The sequence below is a fragment of the Desulfobacteraceae bacterium genome (genome assembly GCA_022340425.1).
GTDB lineage: Bacteria > Desulfobacterota > Desulfobacteria > Desulfobacterales > JAABRJ01 > JAABRJ01.
Window position 1 is genome coordinate 1 of sequence record JAJDNY010000066.1, and the last position, 8,420, is coordinate 8,420.

Here is an 8,420-nt window from a genome sequence, read left to right on the forward strand (position 1 = left end):
TGAAGTTGTCAGCCTTTAAGAAGCATCCCCGGGGTCCGAAAAAACCCCAGCCGAAGCGAAAAAACCTAAAATACAGGCCTCATGTTTCTACTGCAAAATTACTCGAACAAAGAAAAAGGTAAAAGTACTACCTTGAAAGGGCTGCGCATGTGGGGTTATGGGGAAGATGACACTCTGACCACCTATGATTGGGTGGTTCCATATCTTGGCACCCTTAAAATTTATGATCCTGAGGTCCAGGCAGTTGAATTATTAACCTCTTTTGCCATAGGTGGTGGTGTCATCACTGAGGCGACGGACACTGATGTCGACGGTCTCAAGGATTATCAGGAACTCATCATTTATATGACGAATCGGGAGAATTCTGATACTGACGGTGACAAAATACCCGACGGATTGGAGGTTCAGTGTGGCCTTAATCCATTGGTAGATGATGCCTCACTGGATATAGAATCTGATGGTTACTCAAATCTCCAAGAATTCCGAGGGCAGAGTGATCCAAACGATCCAAATTCATATCCATCGATAGCCATGCCCTGGATTCCGTTGCTACTGCTTGATGATTAACTGCGCGCTTTCGTCAATGGTGATTACCTTCGCGGGCCGGGATTTTGTCTGGTAACGCCATGTAAATTTACTCAGGACAGAGGCATTGTGATACTCGCCGGCCGGCGAGGGGGCATATAAAGGCTTTCCGCCGACGACTAACGCGGCAAAGGAATCGGAAAGGATCCAAGTTGATTTTCGAAATCAGCCCAGGGCGAGGTCGATGTCCGTCAATGTGGCAGATCGGGGCGGTTCGGTGGTGGGGCCCTTTCTTCAGGTCGTCCGATGGCGGAACATCCATGCGGCTCCCGGCAGGGTGAGACCGGCGATGACTACAAGCGGCCACAATTGCGGCCACACCGCCGCCGTGTCCGCTCCCACCAGGAAGATCTGCCGCAGGGCCGAGATCACGTGGCGCATGGGGTTTGCGAGGGTCAGGGTCTGGAGCCACTCCGGCATGTTCTGGATGGGGGTGGTGAAGCCGCTCAGGATGACGGCGGGCATCACGAAGATGAATGCCCCCAGAAGGGCCTGCTGCAGCGTCGTGGAGATGGCGGAGATGAACAGGCCGATCCCGACGATGGCGATCACGAAGGCCGAAAGGGCCGCCAGGAGGGCCGGGATGCTGCCCCGAAAAGGGACGCCGAACCAGAGGACGGCCCCCGCCGAGAGGAGGAGGGCGTCCAGAAGGCCGAAAGCCAGGCTCGGCAGCGACTTGCCGATCAGAATTTCCCAGGGTCTGAAAGGCGAGACCAACAGTTGGTCGAAGGTGCCGAATTCGCGTTCCCGGGCCACCGAGAGGGAGGCCAGGATCACCACGACCACCATGCTGATGATGCCGCCCAAACTTGATACGATGGTCCATCGGCTTTCCAGGTTTTCGTTGAACCAGGCGCGCTCCGCCAGTTGGATGGCGGGATAGGGGAGCCCCTCGCCCGGGGGCGGGGGAAGGGCGGCGTTGTATGCCTGGACGATGCCGTCGACATAGCCCATGGCGATGGCGGCGACGTTGGAATTGCGGCCGTCCAGAAGGACCTGCAGCCGGCCCGGCCGGCCGGCCAGAAGGTCCTCGCCGAAATCCGAAGGGACGTGGAGCACCAGCCGGACCTCCTGCCGGTCGATGGCACGCCGGGCCTCCGCCTCGGAGCGGAGCTCGCCCACCTGTTGGAAGTGGGGGGAGCCCTCGAACCGGGCCAGCAACGACCTGGAGGCGGGCGTCCGCGAGGCGTCCAGGACCGCGTAACGCACATCCGTCAAGTCGAAAGTGGCGGCGTAGCCGAAAACGAAGAACTGGATGATGGGCGGTGCGATGACCACGAACCGGCTCTTGGGATCGCGCATCACCACGACGAACTCCTTGACCACCAGGGTCAGGATGCGACGCAGAGCCTTCATGGCGGCGGTACCCGCTTTGCCAGCCGGCGTCGGGCAAGGCCCAGGAAGACGACCGCCATCACCGCAAGAGTGCCGGCCGAGGGCAGCAACACGTCCCAGACGTTGCCCGCCAGGAACAGGGTCTGGCTGATGGTCACGAAATATCTGGCCGGGACGAGGTGGCTGACCGCCCGGATGAAGGGCGGTGTGCTTTGGAGGTCGAAGAGCAGGCCGGAGAGGAAGAACGCCGGAAGGAAGCCTGCGACCACCGAAATCTGGGCCGCGACGAACTGCACTCGGGTGAAGGCGGAGATCATCAAGCCGAGCCCCAGGGCGGCCAGCAGGAAGAGGGCGCTGAGCGCCACCAGAAGCAGGAGCGAGCCGCGCAGGGGCACGTCGAAGAGCGTCACGCCCAGGACCACGGACAGCGCCATGCCGGTCATGCCGAGCCCGAAGTAGGGGATCACCTTGCCCAGGAGAAGTTCGTCGGTGCGAAGCGGGGTGGCCAGGATGGCCTCCATGGTGCCCCGCTCCCACTCCCGGGCGATGACCAGGGCCGTCAGCAGGGTCCCGATGAGGGTCATGATCAGGGTGAGGAGGCCGGGCACGAGGAAGTGCCGGCTGTCCCCCGCGTCGTTGAACCAGATCCGGTGGTCGACCGCCACCCGGGCCCTGGGAGACTCCCGGCCCTGGACCCGACGCATCTCCTCCCAGGTGGCCACCACGCCCCGGACATAGTTCTGAATCAGGCGGGCGCGGTTGGCGTCCACCCCATTCAGCACAAGTTGCACCGTGGCCCGCCTCTCGGCCAGGACCTCGGCCGAAAAGCCCCACCGGATACGGACGACCCCGTCGATCCGCCCCTTTCGGACCCAAGCCTCGGCCTGGGCCATGGTGGGGGCCGGCACCGGCGTGAAATAGCGCGACAGCGCGAAGCGAGCGGCCAGATCGCGGGCGGGAGGCCCCCGGTCCTCGACCACGAGGGCCACGGGTACCGCCTGGGGGTCGAGGGAGACCCCGTAGCCGAAGAGGAAGAGCAGCACCACCGGCATCACGATACCCAGAAGGATGCTGCTGGGGTCCCTGAGGATCTGACGGACTTCCTTTCGCAGAAAGCCGGAGAGCCGCATCCGGGATATGCCGCGGTCACCCATGGGCAGTGTCTCCGGCGTTCGGACGGACCGCGCCATCGGTCAGCGCGACGAAGGCGTCTTCCACGCTGGGTTCGGGCCGCCCGGGGATTTGGGCCAGGGCCCGGATCGAAGCCGGGGTCCCACTGGCGAGCGATCCCCCCCTGGACATGATGACCATGTGGTCGCAGAATTCCGCCTCCTCCATGAAGTGCGTGGTGACGATGACCGTCACCCCGGAGCGGGCGAACCCGTTGATCCGCAGCCAGAACTCCCGCCGGGCCAGGGGGTCGGCGCCGGAGGTCGGCTCGTCCAGAAAGAGGATGTCGGGCTCGTGGAGCAGGGCCGCCGCCATGGCGAGCCGTTGCCGGTAGCCCACCGGGAGGCCGCCCGAGGCCTGGTTGCGGCGGACCCGCAGGTCGAACTCGTCAAGTGCCCAATCCATCCGTGCGCGGAGCCGCCGACCATAGAGCCCGTAGACACTACCGTAGAACCGGAGGTTCTGGCTCACGGTGAGCTGCCGGTAGAGGGAGAACTTCTGGGCCATGTAGCCCAGCCGAGACCGTGTGCGCGCTGGGGCGCGCCGGAGGTCGCGGCCGGCGATCCGGATCTCCCCTTCGCTGGCGGGCAGCAGGCCGCAGAGCATCCTGAAGGTGGTGGTCTTGCCGGCCCCGTTGGCGCCTAAAAGGCCGAACACCTCGCCCCGGCGCACGTGGAAGCCGATCTCACGCACGGCCGTGAAGTTCCCGAAGCGCTTGGTCAGGTTGTGGACGCTGACAACCACCTCGCCGGATGTCACCGCGGGGGCGAAGGATCCAGAGCAGACCGGGGTCCCGCCCGAATGCCCGCCTACCCCTGCCGCCGCCAGCCGATCGACGAAGGCGTCCTCGAAGAGGGGTTCGGCGGGCGCCACCACCGCTCCCCTGGCTTCGGGCACCTCAGGAAGGTCCGGAGGGCCTCCGACCTTCCAGACCGTGCGGACCCGACCCGACCGGATGGTCGCGTCGACCACCCCGGGAGACCGGGCGAGGGCCGCCTGGAGGTCCCGGGGGGCCATTCCGCTGGCCGGCGAGACCCAGAAGACCCGGCCACGGACCCGGTCCCGGAGCCGGTCCGGCGCGCCCTCCTCGAGCTTTGCGCCCTCGTGGAGCAGGACCACGTGGTGGCACCGCTCGGCCTCGTCCAGGTAGGCGGTGGAGAAAACAACGCCGACCCCGTCCCGGGTCACCAATTCCTCCACGATGCGCCACAGATCCCGCCGGGAAACCGGATCGACCCCCACCGTGGGTTCGTCCAGGATCAGCAGCTCCGGCGCCTTGACGAGGCAGCAGGCCAGGCCGAGCTTCTGTTTCATGCCACCGGAAAGCCGTCCCGCCAGGCGAGCGCCGAAGGGAACAAGGTCGGCCATCGCCATGAGCCGGTCGAAACGTTCGGCCCGCAGGGGTTTGGGCACCCCCTGGAGATCGGCATAGAGATTCAGGTTCTCGCGCACCGTCAGGTCCTCGTAAAGCCCGAATTGCTGGGGCATATAGCCGATGCGGCTGCGGATCCCGGCGGCATCCCCGGTAATGTCCAGGCCCAGCACCACCATGCGCCCGGCCGTGGGCGGCATCAGCCCGGCGGCGATGCGCAGGAAGGTGGTTTTGCCGGCCCCGTCCGGACCCACCAGGCCGGTCACCCGCCCCTGCTTCGCGGATATGGAAACACCGGCCAGGGCTGTGACCGATTGGCCCTTGGGGGCCGTAAAGGTCATGACCAGGTCCCGGGCCTCTAAAGCCTTTTCAGCGTCGGCGCAGGGTTTGAGTCGCGCTTCCACGTCAGTCTCCGGGTTCGGTGGTGGCCTGCCCCGCTGCCGGGGCCTCCACCGCCACGGTCACCGGCATGCCCAGCCGCAGCACGTCTCCCGGGTCATCGACCCAGATGCGCGTTTCGTAGACGAGCTGGGTCCGCAGGTCTGTGGTCTGGACGCTTTTGGGGGTGAATTCCGCCTGGGGGGACATGAAGCCCACCCACCCCTGGAAGGCTCGTCCCGGGAAGGAATCGGTGTAGATCTTCGCGGGCATCCCGCTGCGCACCCGTCCGAGATCGGGTGCGGGCAGCCAGGCCCGAACCCATTTGGGGTCGTTCAGGGCGAGGACCACCACGGGGCGGGTGGGGGTCGCCATCTCGCCGGGTTCGAGGACGCGACTCTGAATAACCCCCTTGGAGGGCGCGAGCAGCACCGTATCCTCCAAGCGGGTCTTCAGCAGCGCGATTTCGGCCTCCCGGGCCTTCAAGACCGCCCGGGCCTCCGCAATCTCCTCCTCGCGAAACCCCTCGCGGGCCAGGTCGAGGGTCTCACGGGCCGAATCGGCATCGGCCCGCGCCACATCCAGTTCGGCCCGCGCGTCGTCGAGCTCCTGCCTGGCGGTGGCGCGGGCCCTGGCCGTCGGGATCAACCGGCCCACGAGCCGTTCGGCGTTTCGCCGCCGGGCCTCGGCCGCTGTCAGCCGCGCCTCGGCCGCTGCAATTTCCTGGGGGCGCGTTCCGGTGGTCAGGCGTCGCACCACCTCCTGCTGGGCCGCCCGACGGGCTTTGGCCTCGGCGAGGCGGGAGGCCAGACGGTCGCTTTCGATGCGGGCGATTACTTGACCGGCCGCCACAACCTGGCCTTCCTCCACAAGGACTTCCGTGATCCGCCCCTCCTCGTCGAAGGCGAGTTCCGCATCGCGGATCTCCACGTTGCCATAGAGCATCAAGGCGTTGCTTTGATGGCTGCCGGAGCCGGTGAGCCACCAGACCCCTGCGGTGATGCCGGCGAGAAGGACAAGAACCAACGCGATAATGGGGAAGGGGGGCCTTTTCATGCGGGGGGCTCCGGTTGCGGGCACGGCGGCCCGGGCTGGGCGGTTAATTCATACACCTGTATATTTCTATGGCAGCTTGCCTGAAAAGTCAAACGTCTGTATAAGATAATGACGGAGGACGATTCGTCGATCATGAAACCGACAAGCGAACCGCGGCTGGAACCAAGGCGAAGAGATGCGGTGGAAACCCGCACCCGCCTCCTGAACGCCGCCGGCGACGCCTTCGCCCACAGCGGTTTCCAGGAGGCGAGCCTGCGGCAAATTTGCGATGCGGCGGGTGTCAACCTGGGCGCGGTCAGGTACTATTTCGGGAGCAAGAAGGCCCTTTACCGGGAGGTGCTGATCGGCTCCCACGTGTCTATCCTGTCCACCGAGAAGATGCCGACGCTCGAGGCTTATCCGGACGCCGGAGAGGCGCTGGCGGGGTGGATCGAGTGGTTTCTGGGGGTGATCCTGCTGCGCCGCGCCCAGCACCCCTACCTGGGCCGAGTCCTGGTGCGCGAGATCGTCCAGCCCACCGCCGTATTCGACGAGATGGTCCGCACCCTCCTGGCCGGCATCCGCCGCGAGCTGGAGCGCATCGTGGCCGCGCTCGGCGCCGGCCTCGAGCCCGAAGCTCTCACCGAGGCCACCAACATGACCCTGATGCTCTGCGTCCAGCACGAGATCGGGAGGTGGGTGCTGGAGCGCTTCGGCTACCGGCTTCCCGGTGACCGCATCGCGGTCCGGCGGCTGGCGACCGTGGTGACCCGTTACGCGGCCGGCGGCATCCATGCCATGGGACGTCCGCGCTGACCGTCGCCCTGGGCCCTTTCGCGCGGTCCGAAGATAGTTAACCGGGAGCGCCCTCGCGGAACGGAGATTTCGTTTTATCCGCCGGCCGTTGCCATGGGATCACCCGGTGGCCTCGGCGCCTACGCCTACGTCCCGGCCGGCAAGCCGCACCAGCACCGCAATGCCGGCAAGGAGCCGCTGCGCTTCATCTGCATCGTGCCCAGGGAGGCCCATGTGGTGTAAAAAACGCTCGGAAACCGTCAGGCCCAAGGCGGCGCCCACGGGGACAGTGGCCGGCGCGATTAGAGCCCGCGGGCCAAAGGAGCGCTCATCCGGCGCGATGCGGAGTTCATATCGGTACCAAGATAAGCCGCGCACGTCTTGAAAAAAGGGAATTTCCATGAGCAGGGAAAAGCTGCAGGATCTGACGCGGATCCGAAAGTGAACGCATCAGAAATTGATCGAGAAGTGCTCGAGGGTTTTCAAGGCGACTTTGGAGTTGGAAAAAGCCGCCTTTTCAGGCGGGGCGCTCAAGAAGAGGGGAAAGGAACTCATCGCGATTGGCATCTCGGTCCGCATAAATTGCGAATCCTGCATGCAGTGGCATATTGAACAGGCCGCCGCCGCTGGGGCGTCCTATGACGAGGTGTTGGAAGTGGTCGAAGTCGGAATCGAAATGGGGGCGGCCCCGCCACGGTATCCGCGCGTCTTGCGTTGCAGATCATGGAAGAAGTATATGAATTTCATTGACGCAACGCAATCTCCCGGCGTGCCCAGATTCAGAGCCGGTTGTCCAGATATACATCAGGTAACCCGGACGACCGGCCGGGAAGCGGCAAAGTACTTGATGGCAAAATGTGGTTTTTCCATATAGGCATCTTATCGCGCCAATTTTCATTTCAACTGCACGCCCAATTTTGAAGCGATCTCTGCAAGGGTTTTAAGCGCCTTGTCGTAATCATAGTTGGCCACATCGTCTTCAAGGGTTTGCAGGGCCGGGCTCTCGAGATGTTCCTTGAGCGCCTTCATGTGCTTTCGGATTTCTTCCGGTTCAGCGGCCTCGAGGGCGATGGCGAGCTTTTTCAAAAGCGGACTGATCCGGGACGCGTCCTCGGGAGAGGCTGTTTTTTGATCCGGCGCGGCTTTCGCCGGAGTTCCAACCAGTGTTCCCAGCGAATCCAGCACTTGATTCAACGCCGCTTCCACCTCGTCTATCATGGAGGGTGTAGCCGCCTGTGCTTTGCTGGCCATTTCGAGATCTTTGGCCGCCTGGTTGAGCGCCTCGGCGCCGATATTGGCCGCGCTGCCTTTGAGGCTGTGCGCCAATTCTCGCAGTGCCTCCCAATTTTTTTCGTCGAAAGCGTTCCGGATGTGGTTCAGCGTCTCCGCGTTGCTTTTGAAAAATCCGGCCAGAATCCGTTTGAAGGTCTCCTGACCCAGGCCGAGGCGGCTCAATGTATCCTGAATGTTGATGCCCGGCAGGTGTGCCGGAAGAGCTTGTGATGCTTTCATCTGGTCCTCCTTTTTCTCAGCCGCCAGGGGGAGTCTTTTCCGTTTCTCAGCTGCGGCCGGATGTCCCTTGCGCCGAATTAATTTCCATAGTGTGTGGAATAAACGGTTCTGGTTGATCGGTTTGGAAACGTAGCCATCCATGCCGGCGGCCAGGCATTTCTCCTCATCCCCTTTCATCGCGTGGGCTGTCATGGCAATAATGGGCAGCGAAACCAGGGCCGGGTCTTCCCGAATTCGT

General features: G+C 63.8%; 9 protein-coding genes. 4 read left to right on the forward strand and 5 right to left on the reverse strand.

The features are described 5' to 3' along the window. Positions 1 to 81 precede the first annotated feature (81 nt). Positions 82 to 567 carry a hypothetical protein gene (locus LJE63_06370; GenBank protein MCG6906234.1) on the forward strand — a complete coding sequence of 162 codons (486 nt, stop codon included), beginning with the start codon at positions 82 to 84 and terminating at the stop codon, positions 565 to 567. A 252-nt stretch (positions 568 to 819) separates the two neighbouring features. Here the strand turns inward: LJE63_06370 and LJE63_06375 are convergent, their stop codons facing one another. From LJE63_06375 to LJE63_06390, 4 genes are read right to left on the reverse strand one after another with little or no spacing between them, the layout of a single operon-like run. Then, positions 820 to 1,941 (reverse strand): ABC transporter permease, encoded by a 1,122-nt coding sequence (locus LJE63_06375; GenBank protein MCG6906235.1) that lies wholly within the window; start codon positions 1,939 to 1,941, stop codon positions 820 to 822. Then, entirely contained in the window at positions 1,938 to 3,074 is a 1,137-nt protein-coding gene (locus LJE63_06380; GenBank protein ID MCG6906236.1) for an ABC transporter permease, read from the reverse strand. The genes LJE63_06375 and LJE63_06380 overlap by 4 nt, the downstream gene beginning before the upstream one ends. Beyond that, complete coding sequence (locus LJE63_06385; GenBank protein MCG6906237.1) at positions 3,067 to 4,866, reverse strand: ATP-binding cassette domain-containing protein; 1,800 nt, start codon at positions 4,864 to 4,866, stop codon at positions 3,067 to 3,069. The genes LJE63_06380 and LJE63_06385 overlap by 8 nt, the downstream gene beginning before the upstream one ends. Position 4,867: 1 nt before the next feature. Then, positions 4,868 to 5,896 (reverse strand): efflux RND transporter periplasmic adaptor subunit, encoded by a 1,029-nt coding sequence (locus LJE63_06390; GenBank protein MCG6906238.1) that lies wholly within the window; start codon positions 5,894 to 5,896, stop codon positions 4,868 to 4,870. A gap of 132 nt (positions 5,897 to 6,028) precedes the next feature. Here LJE63_06390 and LJE63_06395 point away from each other — a divergent pair, with 132 nt between their 5' ends. From LJE63_06395 to LJE63_06405, 3 genes are all read left to right on the forward strand, one after another. Next, positions 6,029 to 6,691 carry a TetR/AcrR family transcriptional regulator gene (locus LJE63_06395; protein ID MCG6906239.1) on the forward strand — a complete coding sequence of 221 codons (663 nt, stop codon included), beginning with the start codon at positions 6,029 to 6,031 and terminating at the stop codon, positions 6,689 to 6,691. A 93-nt stretch (positions 6,692 to 6,784) separates the two neighbouring features. Next, entirely contained in the window at positions 6,785 to 6,913 is a 129-nt protein-coding gene (locus tag LJE63_06400) for a cupin domain-containing protein (GenBank protein MCG6906240.1), read from the forward strand. Positions 6,914 to 7,163: 250 nt separating this feature from the next. Next, on the forward strand, positions 7,164 to 7,544 hold the full coding sequence (locus tag LJE63_06405) for a carboxymuconolactone decarboxylase family protein (protein MCG6906241.1): 381 nt from the start codon (positions 7,164 to 7,166) through the stop codon (positions 7,542 to 7,544). 20 nt (positions 7,545 to 7,564) lie between these two features. On the opposite strand, the gene LJE63_06410 is transcribed toward LJE63_06405, so the two are convergent. Next, on the reverse strand, positions 7,565 to 8,420 hold an 856-nt coding region (locus LJE63_06410), incomplete at its 5' end, for an Hpt domain-containing protein (protein MCG6906242.1).

Excerpts from the sequence above, each read along its gene's own strand:
- LJE63_06390 (MCG6906238.1), bottom strand. The coding sequence starts at position 5,896 with ATGAAAAGGCCCCCCTTCCCCATTATCGCGTTGGTTCTTGTCCTTCTC.
- LJE63_06395 (MCG6906239.1), top strand. The coding sequence starts at position 6,029 with ATGAAACCGACAAGCGAACCGCGGCTGGAACCAAGGCGAAGAGATGCG.
- LJE63_06370 (MCG6906234.1), top strand. The coding sequence starts at position 82 with ATGTTTCTACTGCAAAATTACTCGAACAAAGAAAAAGGTAAAAGTACT.
- LJE63_06400 (MCG6906240.1), top strand. The coding sequence starts at position 6,785 with ATGGGATCACCCGGTGGCCTCGGCGCCTACGCCTACGTCCCGGCCGGC.
- LJE63_06375 (MCG6906235.1), bottom strand. The coding sequence starts at position 1,941 with ATGAAGGCTCTGCGTCGCATCCTGACCCTGGTGGTCAAGGAGTTCGTC.
- LJE63_06380 (MCG6906236.1), bottom strand. The coding sequence starts at position 3,074 with ATGGGTGACCGCGGCATATCCCGGATGCGGCTCTCCGGCTTTCTGCGA.